The 18,079-nt window shown below is 65.0% G+C and carries 15 protein-coding genes and 1 pseudogene; 9 read left to right on the forward strand and 7 right to left on the reverse strand.

The features are described from left to right. Positions 1-148: 148 nt before the first annotated feature. Positions 149-1,663 (forward strand): Wzz/FepE/Etk N-terminal domain-containing protein, encoded by a 1,515-nt coding sequence (locus tag BFN01_RS02350; RefSeq protein ID WP_071641138.1) that lies wholly within the window; start codon positions 149-151, stop codon positions 1,661-1,663. Further along, a complete protein-coding gene (locus BFN01_RS02355; protein WP_143187134.1) occupies positions 1,660-2,814 on the forward strand; it encodes a phosphotransferase in 1,155 nt (384 codons plus the stop codon). The genes BFN01_RS02350 and BFN01_RS02355 overlap by 4 nt, the downstream gene beginning before the upstream one ends. A gap of 32 nt (positions 2,815-2,846) precedes the next feature. On the opposite strand, the gene BFN01_RS02360 is transcribed toward BFN01_RS02355, so the two are convergent. After that, a complete protein-coding gene (locus tag BFN01_RS02360; RefSeq protein WP_071641141.1) occupies positions 2,847-3,770 on the reverse strand; it encodes a sulfotransferase in 924 nt (307 codons plus the stop codon). Between the two features lie 203 nt (positions 3,771-3,973). Between BFN01_RS02360 and BFN01_RS02365 the strand changes: the two genes are divergently transcribed. Together BFN01_RS02365 and BFN01_RS02370 are read left to right on the forward strand one after the other, a co-directional pair. Continuing rightward, on the forward strand, positions 3,974-4,837 hold the full coding sequence (locus BFN01_RS02365) for a sulfotransferase (RefSeq protein WP_083428595.1): 864 nt from the start codon (positions 3,974-3,976) through the stop codon (positions 4,835-4,837). Positions 4,838-4,844: 7 nt separating this feature from the next. Then, positions 4,845-6,398, forward strand: a complete 1,554-nt coding sequence (locus tag BFN01_RS02370) for a polysaccharide biosynthesis C-terminal domain-containing protein (protein ID WP_071641143.1) — start codon at positions 4,845-4,847, stop codon at positions 6,396-6,398. Position 6,399: 1 nt separating this feature from the next. Here BFN01_RS02370 and BFN01_RS02375 read toward each other — a convergent pair whose 3' ends face one another. From BFN01_RS02375 to BFN01_RS02385, 3 genes are all read right to left on the reverse strand, one after another. Beyond that, on the reverse strand, positions 6,400-7,827 hold the full coding sequence (locus BFN01_RS02375) for a carbohydrate binding domain-containing protein (RefSeq protein WP_071641145.1): 1,428 nt from the start codon (positions 7,825-7,827) through the stop codon (positions 6,400-6,402). 184 nt (positions 7,828-8,011) lie between these two features. Further along, positions 8,012-9,190, reverse strand: coding sequence for an adenylyl-sulfate kinase (gene cysC / locus BFN01_RS02380; RefSeq protein ID WP_071641147.1), 1,179 nt, complete (start codon positions 9,188-9,190; stop codon positions 8,012-8,014). Continuing rightward, the gene (locus BFN01_RS02385; RefSeq protein ID WP_256221003.1) at positions 9,187-10,299 is read right to left on the reverse strand and encodes a sulfite exporter TauE/SafE family protein; all 1,113 of its coding nucleotides are present in this window, start codon (positions 10,297-10,299) and stop codon (positions 9,187-9,189) included. Before BFN01_RS02385 ends, cysC begins: the two co-directional genes overlap by 4 nt. A 27-nt stretch (positions 10,300-10,326) precedes the next feature. Here BFN01_RS02385 and BFN01_RS02390 point away from each other — a divergent pair, with 27 nt between their 5' ends. From BFN01_RS02390 to BFN01_RS02405, 4 genes are all read left to right on the forward strand, one after another. After that, positions 10,327-11,247 (forward strand): sulfotransferase, encoded by a 921-nt coding sequence (locus BFN01_RS02390; protein ID WP_177243788.1) that lies wholly within the window; start codon positions 10,327-10,329, stop codon positions 11,245-11,247. A gap of 128 nt (positions 11,248-11,375) precedes the next feature. Then, positions 11,376-12,206 carry a 3'(2'),5'-bisphosphate nucleotidase CysQ gene (locus BFN01_RS02395; RefSeq protein ID WP_256221004.1) on the forward strand — a complete coding sequence of 277 codons (831 nt, stop codon included), beginning with the start codon at positions 11,376-11,378 and terminating at the stop codon, positions 12,204-12,206. Further along, positions 12,206-13,126, forward strand: coding sequence for a sulfate adenylyltransferase subunit CysD (gene cysD / locus BFN01_RS02400; protein ID WP_218161789.1), 921 nt, complete (start codon positions 12,206-12,208; stop codon positions 13,124-13,126). Before BFN01_RS02395 ends, cysD begins: the two co-directional genes overlap by 1 nt. Beyond that, positions 13,126-14,367 (forward strand): sulfate adenylyltransferase subunit 1, encoded by a 1,242-nt coding sequence (locus tag BFN01_RS02405; RefSeq protein WP_071641156.1) that lies wholly within the window; start codon positions 13,126-13,128, stop codon positions 14,365-14,367. Before cysD ends, BFN01_RS02405 begins: the two co-directional genes overlap by 1 nt. A gap of 265 nt (positions 14,368-14,632) precedes the next feature. On the opposite strand, the gene BFN01_RS02410 is transcribed toward BFN01_RS02405, so the two are convergent. Next, positions 14,633-16,111: a hypothetical protein gene (locus BFN01_RS02410; protein ID WP_071641157.1), complete on the reverse strand. Its 1,479-nt coding sequence runs from the start codon at positions 16,109-16,111 to the stop codon at positions 14,633-14,635. Continuing rightward, entirely contained in the window at positions 16,108-16,908 is an 801-nt protein-coding gene (locus tag BFN01_RS02415; RefSeq protein ID WP_071641159.1) for a glycosyltransferase family 2 protein, read from the reverse strand. Before BFN01_RS02415 ends, BFN01_RS02410 begins: the two co-directional genes overlap by 4 nt. A gap of 61 nt (positions 16,909-16,969) precedes the next feature. Between BFN01_RS02415 and BFN01_RS02420 the strand changes: the two genes are divergently transcribed. Then, on the forward strand, positions 16,970-17,425 hold the full coding sequence (locus BFN01_RS02420; RefSeq protein ID WP_071641161.1) for a GtrA family protein: 456 nt from the start codon (positions 16,970-16,972) through the stop codon (positions 17,423-17,425). Positions 17,426-17,494: 69 nt separating this feature from the next. On the opposite strand, the pseudogene BFN01_RS02425 reads toward BFN01_RS02420, so the two are convergent. Continuing rightward, positions 17,495-18,079: pseudogene (locus BFN01_RS02425) on the reverse strand (phosphoglucosamine mutase); the annotation flags it as partial.

The following is an 18,079-nucleotide window of genomic DNA, read 5'->3' on the forward strand; positions in this document are numbered from 1 at the left end:
GATCCCCTGATGGCCCTGAGCATACCCGAACAGTCGGCGCTGGCTGCCAGGTTTTTGACCTGCCTGGGGGCACTATGTATTGTTATCCGCGATACGACTGGGGGAATGTGTGGAGGCTGAATCTCGGTCTGGTCGCGACCTACCCTCTTTGCGTTCTGCGCTGCGGCACCACATCACGTCGATCATCGTCTGCACCGCGCTTGCTCTCGGATTCGCGGCTCTCTATGTGGTGAACCTTCCCTACACCTACACCTCTTCGGCTGTCGTGCTGCTTGCGCCTGCGCCCGGCAACCCGCTCACCGCCGAAGCAGCGTCGGGGAGCGGTACGCAGACCACTGTTGCCATGTCCACAGAAGCAGAGCTGGTCCGCACCTCGGCGGTGCGTGACATCGTGGCCGATACGCTCGGGCGGCTTGCACCGGACGGGCGCGAACGCCTTGAGGTGACGATACCCACCAACACGCAGATGCTCGAGATCTCGTTCACTTCCCGCACCGCGAAGCAGGCGCAGGAAGCGGCGCAGGCGTTCGCCGAGGGTTATCTCGCCTTTCGAGAAGAACGCGCCACGAGCACGCAGAACTCACAACTGGAAGCACTCCAGACGCAGATCGATGCGGCCGAAGCGAATCTGCGACGGGCGACGTCTGAGGCCGCAAGTGCCGGGACAGGCTCGTTCGCCTCTCAGGAGGTCCAGCTCTACACGGACCGACTCGCGCAGCTGAGCACTTCGCGTAGCGCAGCCGAAGCCCTCAACACCGCGCCTGGATCGATCATCGCGCCGGCTGTCGAACCCGCCGGCGCGAATGAGCTTCCCGAATGGGTCTACTTCCTGGCGGCGGCTGCGCTCGGAATGCTGGCGGGGATCGCATTCGCTCTTCTCCGGGAGTGGCGGCGAGACCTCGTACGGGACACAAACGCCGCAGCGGAAATGGATGTCGCCGTTTTCTCGACCGTGCCTTCACCGGGTAGCACCCTGGTCAAAGACACCGCGGATGATGGGACGGAGCACGAGGCATACCGCCGGCTGCGCGCCGCGGTCGTGGCGAACGGACCCGCGCCGCACATCCTCGCCGTCGCGGGCGTCGAGGACGAGTCCTCCTGGGGAATCGCGAGCAATCTGGCTGTCGTGCTCGCGGAGGCCGAGTTCAGTGTCGCTCTCATCGCCGCCGATATGAGTTCCGCTCCCAGCCAAGACCCGCTCGGCATCGGCCGACACCGGGGTCTGGCTGATTCAGCGGGAGAAGCTGCTGCAGCCCGCGAGTTCCTGGTCGAAACGCGAGGCGTGAACGTGCTGACGGCCGGCCTCGATACTGCCGGCGCCCGAGACCTGACCGCCAGCCCCGCCTTCCGCGCAATCGTGAACAGCCTTCATGAGGACTTCGACTTCGTCGTGATTGCGGCGGCTTCCGCCGGCTCGGCGGAAGGAGATGCCGCTCTTCTCGCCTCGGACTCCGTCCTTCTCATCCTCACCTCGGATCGCACCAAGCGAGCGCGCCTCAACGCGGCTCTCGAGCGTTTCGACCGTCTCGGGATCGATGTCTTGGGCGCAGTCAAGGTGACGACCGCCAAGGCGCCCGCGACACACAGCGAGCGAAGCCAGAGGCCGACTCGGACATCCCGGAACGAAGAGATGAATCCCAAGTATGCGAGGGCACGCAGATGAGCGACGTCGGCTTAGGCCTCGGCCGCGCCGATCACGCATTCGCGGCACCGGCGCAGGAGCGCGGAGCGTCTCGGCGCCGCGGCACGCATGCGGCGATTCCCCTGGCATCCTCTGAGTCCGCGCGATTCCTCGTGCCGCTGAGCCCGACCGTGTCGAGTGCAAGAGCCATCCGCGGATATAAGGTCGCCTCGTCGGCTCTCAGTCGTCTCTCTGCCGCAGTCGTGTCCGGTGCATTCCGGTTGGGCGCTGCGAGCGCGCTGCCCAGACGCGTGACGCTCGGGGGGCCTGGCACGTTCGTGGAGCACGTGCTCCAACGATTCCCCAGCGGCGGGGCATTCAGCGTTCATCTCGGCCCGCCTCGAGCGAACCGCAAACCTGTGATGCACATCATGGATCGCACAGGCACTTCGCTGGCCTATGTGAAGCTGGGTGTGAACGCCCTGACCTGCGCGCGGGTACGCGCCGAGACCGCCTCGCTGTCAGAACTCTCCTCTCGTCGCCTGCAGGGTTTGGTCGTACCTGAAGTCATCGACTCCGGAACCTGGGACGACCTCGACTACCTGATCATGAGCCCTGTGCACGACGGCCCTCCCGCCGAACCATCGCTCACGAGGCGGCGTCGCGCCAGCGAGTCTCTGGTTGGGGCATTCCCGTCCTACGACAGCTCCGTCGCCGACGCGCCGTGGTGGACGAACGCTCTTTCCTCGCTCGAGACGAAGCGAGGTGACAGCGATGCGGAGCGCCTGATGAGCGCCGCTGCCCGTCTTCAGGACAAGTTCGGTCGCGTGACTCTTCGGCATGGGGCGTGCCATGGCGACTGGACGCCCTGGAACATGGCCGCGCGCGACGACGATGCGATCGCGGTCTGGGACTGGGAGCGCTTCGCGGAGAACCGTCCTGCCGGGTGGGATGCTCTGCACTTCCACGTGGCTTCCTACCGGGGCGATGCAGCCACCGGCTTGCGCAGTGCCCGCCGACATCTCGCCGAGATCATCACCGGGGTTTCCCATCCGCACGAGCGCGAGGCCATCCTCGCAACGTATCTTCTGCATCGCGGGTGCACATTCCTGGCCGATCGGCAGGAGGCCGCCGGCGCGCCGAACGGCCCCCTGGGGCGGTGGCTGCTTCCTGCGCTCGAAGAGCTCGTGTGAATGCAGGCCGCTGAGACGGGTGCTCAAGCCGATCAACTTCGGGAATAGCCCAACCAGTACCGCACAGGGGCGGTGAGGACCTTCACCGCCCGACGTTGGCGAGGATCCATCCGAGTGCGCCATACCTCGTCAGACTTGATCACCAACGGCTCTTTGCGGAAGCGCATCGGATTACCGCCGATCGAGTGTCCTGCAGGTATATCGATTCCACCGGGGGCCGAGAGATCCGGGGAATAATGTCCGGGAAGCGCTAATGCGCCCCACATCCTGCGCAGAACGTCGTTCGGGGCCTTGACGAAGTCCTCGTAGCGGAGGCGTTGCACCGGGCGGTCACTCAGACGCGCAAATTGCATGAGGAGGTTGTTCGACATCCACAGCATCGAGGCCCAGAAGGAGGAATATCTAGTCATCATCTCTCCTGCCTCAGCTGTTTCCGGCCGCGACACTTCTCGCGACCAGGAATAAGCGACCGCGACGCTGTCGCGGACGAGATGAAGCAGACGCAGATCCACCCGCGGATCTTTGACGAGTGCGAGCGCGAGTGATGCGTGCTTGGACGAATCGACAACGACGGCTGCCCCCGTCACCGACGCCGCCGCCGCGTAGACCGCGCGGTAGTAGCCGGTGTACTCCAGGATCTGCTGCCGAGTCCGCCCGCGCACAGGAAGGACCGTCTTGAAAACGCGCCGCTGCCTGTCAACGGCGTCGAGCAGGCCGAGCACCTTGTCGGTGTCGACAGCAGACCAGCCCCCGAATGCCCGTTCGCCGACCGCGCTCCAGAATGAGCAGTCGTAGAACCGACTGCCGCACTCGCACAGCTCATTCTCGCGGAGACCTCGAGTCCACAGGTGAACCATCTCACCGAGCGATACCACGGTCGGCTGTGCCTCGAGGACGCGCTCGAGAAGAGTGGAGCCAGACCGGCCGAAACCACCGATGTACAGCACCGCAGGCATACCCTGTGGGAATGATCGAGAGGGGTGAAGCCTGTCTGCCATTATCGCCGTCCGATTCGAAACGCAATCTCGTGCAGTCGCCGCTCGTCGCGGTATGCGTCTCACAGACTAGTCCGTCGTCCCGCTAGACTGCATTCGACCGCACGGCATGGGAAGTCGTGGGCCACTGGGGAGTCGCAGTGATGCGACGGCAAGGAGTATCGATGATGCCCAAAGACGCGCTGATGCGCCTACGTCCGCTCGCACTGAAGGCGATTGATTCAACGGCATCTGCTACAGCCCCTCTGCGTATGCTGCCCTCCTTTCTCATCGTCGGCGGCCAACGCTGTGGCACGACCTCGCTCTTCAAGACGCTCGCTCAGCATCGGTCGGTCGCCCGTCCTTTCGCCCTCAAGGGGGTGCACTACTTCGATACCCATTTCGATCACACTTTTAATTGGTACCGCGGGCATTTCCCTCTCCGCCTGACCTCTCGGCTCAAGCGTCTCGCCGGTCCCGCACCCACCACCGGCGAATCGAGCCCGTTCTACGGGTTTCACCCGCTGGCGCCTCAGCGAATCGCCGAGGCGCTTCCCGGAGTGCGTCTCATCCTCTTGATGCGCGACCCCGTGACGCGAGCGTACTCGGCGCACAGCCACGAGAAGGCACGGGGGTTTGAGGACCAGGACTTCATCACGGCCATCGAACTCGAACAGCAGCGCATCGCGGGCGAGCGCGAGCGAATGATCGAGGACCCCTCCTACGTCAGTTTCTCTTTGCAGCACCATGCGTATATGTCGCGCGGCAGGTACATCGAGCAGATCCAGGCGCTGGAGGCCGCGGTCGGTCGGGACCATCTGCACCTCGTCGATTCGCACGAGTTCTTCACCGATCCCGAGTCGACCTTCGCTGACATCCTTCGATTTCTTTCACTCACCCCGCATTCCGGCATCAAGTTCGAGCGGCACAATGCGCGCGAGCGCAACCCGCTCGACGGCCACCTCCGTGAAGACCTGCTCGCGCGGTTCGAGGAGACGGATCAGCGTCTGAGCCAATGGTGGGGGCGAGCGCCCTCGTGGAGACGGTGACCGCGAGATGGTCACGACATCCCCGAGACGCGCAACGGGCACCCGAGATGTCGCGAGGGGCGGTCTTGCCAATCTGATCGGAGCGGGATACGCGGGCGTGGCTTCATTCGCCACAACGGCAATCGTCACGCGAATTGCCACGCCGGAGGACGCCGGTGTGTACTTCGCCGCGATATCGGTCTTGCTTATCGCGGTCTCGATGCTTGAACTCGGTGTCCCCGTCGGGAACGTGTACTTCATCTCGCGGTATCGGAGCCTTGGACGAACGAACGCCCTGCGGAAGGTCCTCGTTGCGGGCAGCAGCCCGCTGCTGGGTTTCTGCGCAATCGCCCTGACCCTCGCCGTCATCTTCCGGGAACAGCTGGGAAACGCCATATTCGGGCGCAACGTCGATGCCGCCGGGACTGTCATCCTGATCCTGTGCCTCGGCGCCATCGCGGCCATCATCGCGGATAGCACGCTCGGCGCCACTCGGGGCTTCGGTGTGATGCGAACGACGGTCGTCGCCGACAAGTTCGTGAATCCGACGATTCAGCTCCTCGCACTGATCGTTCTATGGAGCGTCGGCATGACAGGCGGTCCGGAGCTGATCGGGACGCGAGTCCTGGCATTCGCCGCCGTTGCCGGCATTTCGATCCCCTGGCTGCTGAAGCTCGTACGGAAATCCTCGATGCCTTCAGGCCAGACCTTTCGCCAGAGCTGGGTTCCAGAAGCGTCCATGTTTCGTGAATACTGGGCGTTCGCCGGACCTCGTTCGCTCGGCCAGATCGCTCAGGTGGCGATCCAACGCGTCGATATCGTCCTCATCGGACTCTGGCTGGGCCCGGCGGAAGCGGCTGTATACGCCGCAGCCACACGCTTTCTCATCTTCGGCCAGCTCACGGCTGCGGCCATCGGAACGGCGGTGCAGCCCCGGATCAGCGCGCTCGCGTCACGACGCGAACGATCGCAGTTGCAGGACCTGTATCGAGTCTCGACGAGCTGGGTGGTGCTCGCCACGTGGCCCCTGTACCTCACGTTCATCCTCGAAGCGCCTACGCTGATGCTCGTGTTCGGTGACGACTACTCGCGCGGTGCGATTCTGCTGCAACTGCTGTCAGCGGCGATGCTGGTCGCCACGGCATGCGGCGCAGTGGATGCAGTTCTTCTGATGGCCGGGAAATCCACCTGGACCATGTACAACGCCTGGTTCGCGTTGGCCGTAAACCTGGCTCTGAACATCTGGCTGATCCCGCAGCTGGGTATTGTCGGGGCGGCCGTGGCCTGGGTCGCAGCGATCTGCGCGAACAATCTGGTCCCGCTCGTGCAGGCGAAGATCGGAATCGGGGTTCATCCCTTCGGTCGGTCTTCGATGCTCGCCATGCTCTCAGCCACGACCCTTTTCGGCGTCCTGCCGTGGCTGGTCAAGTCCGCGGGAGGTGGTCCGATCGGCGCCGTGGTCACCTTGGTTCTTGCTGCAGTGGTATACAGCCTCATGTTGTGGAGGTGGCGGGCTCTGATCGAACTGGACGGTCTCCTGCGTCGCAGAAGACCGTCCAGTCGGGGGCGGGGAGAGTTCTAAATCAGCCTTGGACGAGAGCCCGCCAAGCAGCCACCGAAGACGTGTCGCGTAGGCGGAAGTCATTCTGACCACTCGGCCCGACGGCATCGAAGTAGGAGACGAACAGCGCCTCGTTGTCGCGCAGATATGAGCCCAGGTCACGCAACCAGGCTGCGCGCGCAGTGCCCGTGTCCGACCCCATAAGAACGGACCCCGTCTCAGCGATTCCGAACGGCTTGCCCTCCGCTTTGGACTTCGCGATGACACTCCCGAAAATCGCCTCCGGGTCCTTGTAGCCCGTGTTGTTCTTCCAGGGGTTGTAGGGGTCCCAGGCGAGCACGTCGATGGCCGCCGAGCCCGGATAGTAATCGTCGAAGTCTCGATTCGATTTGGGATCGAGCGTCCACGACATCAGGATCAGCGTTGCGTGAAGATTCGACCGGCAGGTCTCGTCAGCGATGGATGAGATCCGCTGCCATGCTGCACGGTAGTCCGCTGAGGTGATCTCACCACGCGCCACGTCGTCCTCGGGCTCGTGGAAGTAGGTCCAGTAGACCTGCACATTGGTCGGGGCGCTCTGGAACCAGGACCGCAGCCGACTGTCATACGCGCCCGACAACACGTCCTTGGGCGCGATCTTGAACGAGATCGACAGATCCGAACTGGGGGCGACCTTGGTCACGTTCCAGTTCGGCGCGCCGCGCTGAAACACCCGCACAACGTCAGGGGTGCCGTAGGCCTGCACCGCACGGTTCCACCCCTCCTGCATCGATGACCCATCGGAGGTGCCAAGGCTCACCCCGAAGCGCGTGTCGCCCAGCGGAGGCTTCGCCGCGCACTCACCGACGGTGGGGTTCTCCTGGGGGGCGTCGACGGCGACCGACTTGAGCGAGACGGAGTCCACGTAGAGCTGGTCCCCCTTGGCGGTACCGGCGAATACGACGTTCAGATCCAGGGCTACGCCACTGCGCTGAACGGTGAAGTCCATCGTGAGCTGAGTCCACTCGCCGTTCACAGGCCGGGACTCGGTCTTGTGGGCTTCAGCTGAGCCGTCCGCAACCTCCCTCGCCCTGATCTGCGCAGTCACCTCTCTGCTGGCCTTCACCCAAGCGGTCATGCGGTATTTTGCTCCACGCTCAGCCGCTGAGACGGTGTTCTTCGAGTCGTTCAGCACGGTGATGCCAGGTGAGCCGGCATCTATGCGTGCGGACTTCCCGTCGGAGCGCGAGACGGTGCTGGCGGTGAGTCGATCCGACGAGAGGTTCGTACGCCAATTCTGTACGCCGGCCGAGAAATGGGCATTGACGACCAATTCATCGGCAGGCGTGGCGGCGCTCGCGCTTTCAGCAGTGGCGGCACCCGCGGTGACGACGGATGCTATTGCGACGGCCGCGATCAACAGCCGCGAGGCCAACCGGTGTCTGATGGTTTTCGGGTAAGAGAGGGGCATGTAAAACTTCCTGTTGAGGCGCACCGTAGCCCCTCACTGGACCACAGGACACGCCTATCGTAACTTAATCGTGATTTCTCCCCGCAGGGACCTTAGTCCACGCAGCTGAGAGATCCAAATCCTCGCCACCCAGCCATGGCCACCTTCGCGACCATGACTGCTCGCTGTGCCGAGCGATTCCGATCTAGACGAACCTCTTCAGCACACCTCGCTGCTCGAGCAACCGCACGACGCCCCGAATGCAGTCCTCAACACTGCTCTCTGCAGTGTTGAGCTCCAGATCCGCGTCTTCAGGGATCTCGTAGGGCGACCCAATACCCGTGAAATCTGTGATCAGGCCCGACCGAGCCTTCTCATACAGCCCTTTCCTGTCCCGTTCCTCCGCGACGGCGAGCGGAGTAGACACGTAGACGACGATGAATGGCGACCGCGGCTCGACGGCATCACGCATGGCTGCGCGTGACGCGGCGAACGGCGCGATGGGCGCACACACTGCTAGGCCGCCGACCTCCGCGACGCGGGCCGCCACCCAAGCGATCCTGCGAAGGTTGCGGTCTCGGTCCGCTGGGCCAAATCCGAGTTCCCCCGCAAGCTCGCGGCGAACATCATCCCCATCGAGCAGGACGGCAGATCGCGTCGTGAACGCGTGGAGGTATTCCACCAGTGCCCGGGCGAGCGTCGATTTACCTGCACCCGAAAGTCCGGTGAAAAGCACCACAGCGCCCTCGCTCGTGACCACAGGCCGCCGTCTGTCGATCACATCGGCCGCACCCAGACGGGTGACGACCTCTGCCGCGACGTCAGCGTGTCCTCCCAAATCGACTTCTGGCACGAAGAGAACACGTGTGTCAGGTGAATCCGCAACACTCGCGGTGAGCAGCTGAATCCCGGCCGCCGTAGTGCGATCGTCTGATTCCCCCACATACGTCAAGGCGACGGGGCCCCCGCGTGCGGCGCTGCGAACCGCCGACAGATCGGAATCTTCGGGGAGCCCAGAGAAGAGTCCGACCGTGCAGCCCGTCAGGTCGGTGTGGACGGTCGGACGGAGCCGACGAGCGTATCCGTGCTCGGGAGGCTGCAGTCGGCTGACCGGCCCCTCGATCCATCGGGTGCCTGCATCCGCTTCACGTACGCGCTCGATGTGGCATACCGCAAGAGGGGTACGGTCGGGGTCGTGAATGACCAGCTGCTGACCGGGCACCACGTGCGTGGCAATGCACAGCTCCGCCGTCAGCCCGGCCTCACTGTTTCGGTCTGTCGGCAACGAGTAGCCGGCTAATGGGTCGAGGATTCCCGAAAGAATCAGCTCCAGTCCATCGAGCGCGCGGCCGGACAGGACCACATTCGGCGAGTCGGCCGTCACGGCCCCACCTCTGGAGCTTCGAGCGGCGCGGATTTCTGGGCGAGCCGTTGACGCTTTTCGACGCTCGCCAGAGCGGGGAAGCCATGCCGGCGCCGGATGCTCATCCACACCAGAGGCCCTCCGAGCAGCGCGGCGAGGAGGATGATCGCGGTCTCAACGTTGCCTACTCCTAGCAGCTTCAAGCCGGACGCGAGCAAAACGAAGGCGAGGGCGCGACGGATGAAGCCTCCCGGCAACCGCGAAGACAGCTGAGCGCCGATGAATGCACCGGGCACACTGCCGATGATCAGCGGCAGTGAGATTCCCAGGTCAAGCTCGCCGAAGATCGCATGGCTGATAGCTGCAGATATGACCAGCGGAACCGCCTGCACCAGGTCAGTACCCACGAGCTGGCTCGCCTTCAGTCCCGCGTACATCATCATCAGCCCGATGATGATCAGAGACCCGGAACCGACCGACGTCATACCAACGATCAGTCCGCCGACGACACCCAGCAGAATGGTCGGCACAATCTTGACCTCCACCTCAGGGCGATCCTGAGGCAGAGGAGCACCACGGCCGTCGCGCGATTTCGCGCGTTCGATCAATCTCATGTACGCGCGAACCATCAACATGGTGGCGGTGAAGAGGATGGCCGCTCCGAGCGCGTACTTGACCACATGCTGGACCTGCTCCCCATCGCCCAGCGCCTTGAGAACCAGCACGCCCACAAAAGCTGCGGGAACCGAGCCGATGCAGAGAAGGCCGACCAGCCGGAGGTTGACCGTCCCCCGGCGAAGATGGACGAACGAGCCCACAGGCTTCATCACGGCACTCGCGACCAGATCGCTCGAGACCGCAGCCAGCGGTGAAACTCCGAAAAAGAGCACGAGCATAGGCGTCATGAGGGCACCTCCGCCCATCCCAGTCAGTCCGACCACGATCCCCACAGCAAAGGCACCCCAGACAAGCCCCAAGTCCATGGATCGTATTGTTGCACACGCCTTATCGCGCCTGCACTCGGGATTTTGCAAGCCGCATGCGGGTTGTGAGAAATGGATGTACCTTCGCTCATAACCGACAATGAGGTCCTCGGCGCGTTCCTGCCGGTACGCTTCCGCGTTGCTCATGTATCGCTCTCGACAGCCAGAACTCGGATGAAGAAGATGCTCAACGATCGCTCGGCGGACTCCGCACCCACGCATCCACCCGAAGGCCCTGTGCTCGTCACCGGAATGCCGCGTTCTGGCACGACATGGCTGGCACGCCTGCTGGCTAGCGCGCCCGGCTGCGCTCTCACCGGGCGCGAGCCGATGAACCCGCGCGGCCGGCAGTACGCTCTGGGCGGGACGCTGTCCGGCTGGACGAGGCTCTCATCGCCGAACCGACGGCAGCGAGTGGCGTTGAAAACGAGCTACCTGGGTATCAATCCGTGGGTCTTCAGCCGATACGGCTACCGACAGTGGGCAGCGGCGTTGCCGAACACGCGGGTGATCGTCAAGGACCCATTCGCCATGCTGTCCATGCCGGTGATTCACAGCGTGACCCGCGCAACCGCCGTGGTCCTGTTCCGGCATCCCGGCGCCGCGCTCACCAGCTACCGTCGAATGGGCTGGACACCGGACAGCGCTGAGCTCGCGCCCATCGCCCAACACTTCGCGGCTGACCATGAAGAGTTTCCCGGACTCGCTGATGCGCCATCTTCGCCAACCAGTGATGTCCAGGCAATGGCCTGGTTCTGGAACACGCTTTACGGGGTAGCGCTTTACGACGCGGCCGAGCTTGGCAGGAATGTCATCATCGTGGCGCATGAGGACATCGCCGCCGGAGGGACAAGCTTCGGCGAGCGGCTCTTCGCGGAGCTGGGTCTGGCCTGGGACGAGAAGGTCGCCCGCAAGCTGCTGCTTGACGGCGACACCTCCAAGACGCGCCCGAATGCCCTGCACAATTTCGATCGCAGCCCCGCCAAAGTCGCGCACGATTGGCAATCCAGAATCGCGCACGATGAGAGAACCGAGCTGGAAAGGCTGACCGGGCATGTGTACGGACGGCTACTTGAGCGCTCGTTGCGGCTCTGAAGAGGCCTCAGAGCGTCGTCAGAACGGACGCATCGCGGCGGGCTCTCGCCCTCGGCGGAATCGTCCGATATGGTGTGGCGTGGGGAGGGCGCTTGCCGCTCGTGGCCGCAGGCCACCGGGAGTCGAGCGTGTCACGCGACGATTGCGTCAGCGTGCGCGTTCTGGGTGACTCCTGCGTTTGGGGAGACAAAGGAATATCTGGGGAAATGGACGACACCGCTATCGCTGCGTCGCTCGCCGAGGGGGCGGGCAGGCTGCTGCGAGAAGTGCAACAACAGGCATCGCCGGAGGAACTGGGTTCCGCGGATCTGAAAGACCGCGGCGACCGGATCAGCCAAAGATACTTGGATCGAGAGCTGACCGAGAACAGGGCTGCCGACGCAGTCCTTTCCGAGGAGGCGCCCGACGACGCCGGCCGTCTCGACGCGTCGAGAGTGTGGATCATCGATCCGCTCGACGGCACCCGAGAGTTCTCGGAGGGGCGTGACGATTGGGCTGTGCACGTTGCGCTCTGGGAAGACGGCGAGCTCGCCGCTGGAGCAGTCGCGTTGCCCGGCCTGGGCGAGACTCTCGATACCGGGATGCCGGCCAAGACCTGGTCGCGCCCTGATCGCATCCGGCTTGCCGTCTCGCGGAGTCGGGCGACACCACTGGTGTCCGCGCTCGCGGAAGCGCTCGACGCCGAACTCATACCGATGGGTTCGGCCGGCTACAAGGCATGTGCGGTGATCCGCGGCGAAGTGGACGCGTACGTGCACACCGGAGGGCAGTACGAGTGGGATTCAGCCGCGCCGGTCGCGGTCGCCCGCGCCGCAGGACTGTTCACCTCCCGAGTCGACGGCAGCGCTCTCGAGTACAACAACGCCAACCCGTACCTACCTGACCTCGTCGTCTGCAACCCGCTCCTCGCTGATGAGGTGCTGCGGGCTGTCGGCGCGCTGAACGAAAGGGCACTGTGATGATGGAAACCGTCGAGGCACGCAGATACGGCCTCACCCATCTGGACTATCTCGAGGCCGAAGCCATTTTCATCATCCGCGAGATCGTTGCTGAGAACGAGGCTCCCGGCATGCTGTTCTCGGGCGGCAAGGACTCTGCCGTGATGCTGCATCTCGCCGCGAAGGCCTTCGCGCCGGCATCCGTCCCCTTTCCGGTCGTGCACATCGATACCGGCCACAACTTCGATGAGGTCCTCGATTTCCGCGATCGGCGCGTCGAGCAGCTCGGCGTGCGTCTGATCGTCGGTTCCGTCCCTGATGCCATCGAGAAGGGTCTTGTGAGAGAAGAGCCGAACGGCTCTCGCAACCGCATTCAGACGCCGGTGCTGCTTCGGACGGCGGAAGAGCACGGCCTCTCAGCGCTGATGGGTGGCGCTCGACGCGACGAGGAGAAAGCTCGCGCGAAGGAGCGTGTCTTCTCGTTCCGCGACGAGTTCGGTCAATGGGATCCGAAGAACCAGCGCCCCGAGTTGTGGTCGCTGTACAACGGCCGCATCCACCCCGGCGAGAGTATCCGCTGCTTCCCGATCTCGAACTGGACCGAGCTCGACATCTGGCACTACATCGCGCGCGAAGGTATCGAGCTGCCTTCGATCTACTACGCGCACGAACGCGATGTGTTCGAGCGCAACTCGATGTACTTCGCCGTCAACCAGCATTGCCAACCCAAGGAAGGCGAAGAGGTCTTCCGTGAGACTGTCCGCTATCGAACGGTAGGCGACGCGACTTTGACAGCAGCCGTGGTGTCGCGCGCTGCGACGCCGGAAGACGTGATCGAAGAGGTCGCCGCCACCCGGATCACTGAGCGAGGCGCCACCCGCGGCGACGACCGTGTGAGCGAGGCAGCGATGGAAGATCGCAAGAAGGAAGGGTACTTCTGATGGACATTCTCCGGATCGCGACGGCCGGGTCGGTCGACGATGGAAAGAGCACGCTCATCGGTCGGCTGCTGTACGACTCGAAGTCGATCTTCACCGATCAGCTCGAGGCGGTAGAGCGCACGAGCGTGCAGCGCGGCGACGACTACACCGACCTCGCCCTTCTCACCGACGGACTGCGCGCCGAGCGAGAGCAGGGCATCACCATCGACGTCGCGTACAGATACTTCTCGACGCCGAGACGCAAGTTCATCATCGCCGACACGCCGGGGCACATCCAGTACACCCGGAACATGGTGACGGGCGCCTCGACCGCAGACCTCGCGATCATCCTCGTCGATGCGCGGAAGGGCCTGCTTGAGCAGAGCCGGCGTCATGCGACCTTGGTGTCGCTGCTGCGCGTGCCGCACGTCGTGCTCGCCATCAACAAGATGGACCTCGTCGATTGGTCGGAGGAGGTGTACAACACGATCCGCGACGAGTTCGTCGACTTCGCTTCCAAACTCGACTTCGCCGACGTCGCGACGATCCCGTTGTCGGCCCTGAAGGGCGACAATGTGGTGGAGCGCTCCACGCATATGGACTGGTATCACGGGGCGTCGCTCCTGCACCACCTGGAGAACGTCTACATCGCCAGTGACCGCAATCTGGTAGACGTTCGCTTCCCTGTCCAATACGTCATCCGTCCGCAGAACGGCAGAGGCGACTATCGGGGCCTCGCGGGACAGATCATCGGTGGAGTTCTCCGCCCCGGTGATGAGGTGGTCGTGCTGCCCAGCGGGCTTCCGTCACGAATCAAGTCGATCGACACAGCCGATGGTGAACTGCAGGAGGCCTACCCTCCGATGTCCGTCACAGTTCGGCTCGAGGATGAGCTCGACATCTCGCGCGGTGACATGATCAGCCGGCCGAACAACCAGCCGACGCCGACTCAGGATCTCGATGCGATGGTCTGCTGGATGGATTCAACTCCCCTCGCGGTCGGCGGAAAGTACGTGATCAAACACACCACACGCTCGGCGAGAGCGATGGTGAAGGACATCATGTACGAGCTGGACATCAATACCCTGCACCGCGATCTGTCGCCCGGGGCGCTTCGTCTGAATTCGATCGGACGCATCAGGCTGCGGACCACTCAACCGCTGATGGCCGATGCGTACCAGCGCAACAGGCAGACCGGTTCATTCATCCTGGTGGACGAGGCGACCAATCACACGGTCGCAGCTGGCGTCATCGCAAGCTGAGCCGCGTCGATCCTGCCTCGTGTTGTCCCTCGGTCTGCAGAAGGCCGCCGGACAACACGAGGCACCGGCGACCTCACGTAACCCTTCGGAACCAGAGCGAACCACACAGGTTTCACCGATAGTGTCGTAGGGCGACGCTGTCACATGCGTCGTTGGCGCGATCCGGCATCCCCAGTGCCCGCGTCAGACGCGGAGTTTCCCCAGAGCTCCGTGTCGGCGGCCCCCGCTGAGTCCCCACTCGCTGGGGCCGCGTCCTTTTCTCTGCTCAGCCCGCCGGCGGAGCGCAGACCCGGTACCGCTCACCTGCGACGAGGGTCTCGGTCTCGCACTGCCCTCCGGTGAGACGAGGCACGTCGCGCATCGCGCGAGCATCGAACAGCCCGACGTGGGCGCCGGACATCACGACGGGCGCGATGGCGGCCCCCCATGGCTGCGCCGCGAGCCACGGGGTGCCCGTGCGCTCGACCCAGTCGCCGATGACATCCGTGTCGGCCCGCTGGGTGGCGAGGGTCTCGCCGCGCGGCTGGAACGTCTGCTGCACGTGCCCGGCGATACCCGCTGTCAGCGTCACGCCGACGATCAGTGTCAGCGCACCCGTGGCGATGCGCTGCGGCATCCGGAGGCGGGCGGCAGCGCCGTGGTCGCTGGCGAGGAGCGAATGAGCGGCCCAGATCGCGACGATCACCAGCACCGGGAAGAAGGCGAGCACGCCCGGCGCCGGATGACGCACCCACAGCGGCGTATGCGACGCGGTCGACCACCACCCGACGAAGGCCAGGGCTCCCACCCCGGCTGCGGTGGCGAGCATGAACGCCTGGCGTTTCAGGCGACCACGACGGCGGATCTCGACGAGCCCCGCGACGATCAGCATCACGACCGCGAACGCGGCCAGCCACGATGCCCACGACGGCACGAACCACGACTCGGACAGCGTGGCGAGCTTCTGCGAGACCGAGGTCGGAGCCACCCGCTGCCCACCACCGAGCAGGAACGCCTTCAGCGCGCGCAGGTGATCGACGAACCCTGAGGCGCCCAGCGACACGAGAGCCCACAGCTCGAAGAGCAGCGTCGGCACACCTGCGAGCAGCAGCGGCAACCAGCCGCGCTTGACGGTCTGCCCGATACGCGCCCACCCGCGCCCCGGCGAACGCGCCCAGATCGCCACGGCGAACGCGGGCAGGGCGAGGAAGGCGATCAGCTTGGCCTGAACGGCGAGGCCGACGAGCAACCCGGCCAGCCACGGACGGCGGCGCACGACCACCAGCGCCCACACGAGCAGCGCAGCGGCGGGGATCTCACCGAGCAGGTCGGCGGGTCCCTGGATCGGCGAGTAGCTGCCCAGTCCGTTGAATGCCAGCGGAACCGCGGCGCCGCTCAGCACCGCCCAGCGGCCGGCGAGGCGCGCGCCGAGCACTGCAAGCCCCGCGATCAGCAGCACCCAGAACGCCACCGGCACCAGCCGCGCGCTGATCACCGGGTCGCCACCGAACAGCAGCATCCCGGCGACCGGAAGCAGAACCGTCGGGCCGGTCGAGATCCGCGTGTCGAACGGCGTGATCATCGATCCGGAGAGCGCGCCGTCGCTGGAGTAGCCCAGACCGGCGAGCAGATTGAGCGGCACCGTGAGGTTGAACGCCTCGTCCTCCCAGAACCGAGCGGTGAGGCTGTGCTGGATCACGATCACGTGGCAGGCCAGCAGCGCCGCCGCGAGAGCCCAGAACGCGATCGTGCGGGCGACCCTCATGCCGACCGGTCACCCGTCACGACCCGGTGCTGCGGGCGGATGCTGCGCAGCGGCGCTCCGTGCTTGAGCGACAGCTGCCATGCCTCGCGCAGCGCCGCGGCCGTGAACTGCCGCAGGCGCGCAGGCGGGATGAGTCCCTTCACTCCCCCGCCCCACATCGTGCCGTTGACCGACGCTCCGCGCCGGGGGATGCTGCGCACCGACAGGTAGCGCACGCGGAGGCCGCTGCGCGCCTCGGCCAGAGAGAAGTGCACGTGCGGCACGAGGGCGTGGCCGGGGAGCGCATCGAGCAGCGGACGCAGCGCTTCCGGGCGATATGCGCGCAGCGGAGTGTTGACGTCGGGAATCCGGCGTCCCGCCGCTGCCGCGATCATCAGACCCACCGCGCCGGTCAGCACGCGCCGATACCAGGCATCCGTGCGGCTGTGCCTTACGCCGTGGACGACGTCGGCGTCGGTGCTCTCGGCAGCGAGGATCAGGCGCGCGAAGTCCGGCCCGATGAACTGACCGTCGCCGTCGACGTGCACGAGCAGGTCGGGTTCGAGTGCCAGACCCGCGCGGTATGCGGCGAGTGCCGTCGGGCCGTGGCCGCGATTGACCGACTGCGGGTGCACGTGAACGTCGTCGATCCCGTCGAGGACCGCGACGGTGGCATCCGTGGAGCGATCATCCGCGACCGCGAACGTCACCCGCTGGACCAGGGGCGAGACATGTTCGCGGATCTCGTCGATGAATCCGCGGATGCCCTCCTCCTCGTTGTAGGCGGGCATCACGATGACGAGATGGGCAACGGTCACACGAGTCCTCACACGCTCAGTGAGCGCGGGCGGTCGCACTCCCTAGTAGCCTAGTGGAGCCATGAAGATACACCCCCGACTGCGTCGGCTCGCCTCTGTCGGGAGTCGCTTCCTCATCGTCGGCGCCATCAGCACCCTCATCGAGATCGGCGTCTTCAACCTGCTCGTCTACGCGATGGGCGTCGATGTCGTGTGGGCGAAGATCATCGCCTCTCTCGTCGCGCTGGTGAACGCGTACATCGGCAACCGCGAGTGGACCTTCAAGCACCGCGACCGTCGCGGTCGCGTGAACGAGCTGGTGCTGTTCGTGCTGGTCAACGCCGCCTGCACCGGCCTCGGGGCGCTGCTGCTCTGGCTCGGCGTGCAGATGGTCAGCACGGTGCTCGACCGGCCTGCGGGGCCGATCGCTGTCAATATCGTCAACCTGACGAGCATCGTGATCGTCGTGCTGGTGCGCTTCGCGCTGTATCACGGCGTGGTATTCCGTCCGGCGAGGGGCGCAGTCGCCGGCTCCTGACGCGGAAGCGCCCGCGGACGCACGAAGGCGGCCACCCGCAGGTGACCGCCTTCTTCGACTGATTCGCGCTCAGAGCGCGAGATGCCGTCGCACCGTCTCGGCGAGCGACTCGGCGTGGGAGTTCGCGGTCTCGGCATCCGCCGCCTCGACCATCACACGCACGAGCGGCTCGGTGCCCGACTTGCGCAGCAGCACCCGACCGGTGGAGCCCAGCTGGGACTCGACGTCCTTCACGGCCGCCTGCACGCCGGCGTGATCCGAGACGGCGTCCTTGTCGACGTCCTTCACGTTGATCATCACCTGCGGGTAGACGGTCATGATCGACGCGAGCTCGGCGATCGACTTCTTCTGACGCGCCATCTCGGCGACCAGGTGGAGCCCCGTGAGCAGGCCGTCGCCGGTGGTGGCGAACTCGCTCATGATCACGTGACCCGACTGCTCGCCGCCGAGCGAATAGCCGCCCGCGGTCATGTCCTCGAGCACGTAGCGGTCGCCGACCGCGGTCTGACGCACGGTGATGCCCTGCTCGCGCATGGCGACGTGCAGACCGAGGTTGCTCATCACCGTGGCGACCAGGGTGTCGTCGACCAGCTTGCCGCGGCTCTTCATCGCCACCGCGAGGATCGCCATGATCTGGTCGCCGTCGATGACGTT

Origin of the sequence: Microbacterium sp. AR7-10 (genome assembly GCF_001878835.1) — a bacterium.
Taxonomy (GTDB): domain Bacteria; phylum Actinomycetota; class Actinomycetes; order Actinomycetales; family Microbacteriaceae; genus Microbacterium; species Microbacterium commune.

What these genes read in the sequence shown, in the direction of transcription:
- BFN01_RS02385 (WP_256221003.1), bottom strand. Translation starts at nt 10,299, where the DNA reads ATGAGCAACGCGGAAGCGTACCGGCAGGAACGCGCCGAGGACCTCATT.
- BFN01_RS02375 (WP_071641145.1), bottom strand. Translation starts at nt 7,827, where the DNA reads ATGCCCCTCTCTTACCCGAAAACCATCAGACACCGGTTGGCCTCGCGG.
- BFN01_RS02410 (WP_071641157.1), bottom strand. Translation starts at nt 16,111, where the DNA reads ATGAGGGTCGCCCGCACGATCGCGTTCTGGGCTCTCGCGGCGGCGCTG.
- BFN01_RS02370 (WP_071641143.1), top strand. Translation starts at nt 4,845, where the DNA reads ATGGTCACGACATCCCCGAGACGCGCAACGGGCACCCGAGATGTCGCG.
- cysD (WP_218161789.1), top strand. Translation starts at nt 12,206, where the DNA reads ATGATGGAAACCGTCGAGGCACGCAGATACGGCCTCACCCATCTGGAC.
- BFN01_RS02355 (WP_143187134.1), top strand. Translation starts at nt 1,660, where the DNA reads ATGAGCGACGTCGGCTTAGGCCTCGGCCGCGCCGATCACGCATTCGCG.
- BFN01_RS02390 (WP_177243788.1), top strand. Translation starts at nt 10,327, where the DNA reads ATGAAGAAGATGCTCAACGATCGCTCGGCGGACTCCGCACCCACGCAT.
- BFN01_RS02365 (WP_083428595.1), top strand. Translation starts at nt 3,974, where the DNA reads ATGATGCCCAAAGACGCGCTGATGCGCCTACGTCCGCTCGCACTGAAG.
- BFN01_RS02405 (WP_071641156.1), top strand. Translation starts at nt 13,126, where the DNA reads ATGGACATTCTCCGGATCGCGACGGCCGGGTCGGTCGACGATGGAAAG.
- BFN01_RS02420 (WP_071641161.1), top strand. Translation starts at nt 16,970, where the DNA reads ATGAAGATACACCCCCGACTGCGTCGGCTCGCCTCTGTCGGGAGTCGC.
- BFN01_RS02360 (WP_071641141.1), bottom strand. Translation starts at nt 3,770, where the DNA reads ATGCCTGCGGTGCTGTACATCGGTGGTTTCGGCCGGTCTGGCTCCACT.